The sequence below is a fragment of the Chromohalobacter sp. HP20-39 genome, assembly GCF_033052815.1.
Classification (GTDB): Bacteria; Pseudomonadota; Gammaproteobacteria; order Pseudomonadales; family Halomonadaceae; genus Chromohalobacter.
Window position 1 is genome coordinate 1 of record NZ_JAWHTP010000936.1, and the last position, 253, is coordinate 253.

Sequence of the window (253 nt, forward strand, 5' to 3'; positions counted from 1 at the left end):
GGCGCCGCCGATGGCCGCGACGATGAACCAGGGCTGCAGCGAGGCGTCGTCAAAGTGGCTGACGCGGCGCGTGACGCCCATCAGGCCCAGCACATACAGCGGCGAGAAGGCCACCCAGAAGCCGATCAGCCAGCACCAGAACGAGACCTTGCCCCAGAAGGCATCCAGCCGGAAGCCGAAGGCCTTGGGGAACCAGTAGTTGATGCCGGCGAACACGCCGAACACCACGCCGCCGATGATGACGTTGTGGAAG

Annotated in this window: 1 protein-coding gene; it reads right to left on the reverse strand. The window is 65.6% G+C overall.

Features of this window, described 5'->3' with window-relative positions; all coding sequences use genetic code 11:
* Positions 1-253, reverse strand: a 253-nt coding sequence (locus RVY79_RS20710) for a cbb3-type cytochrome c oxidase subunit I (RefSeq protein ID WP_317466481.1), incomplete at both ends; no start/stop codon positions are given.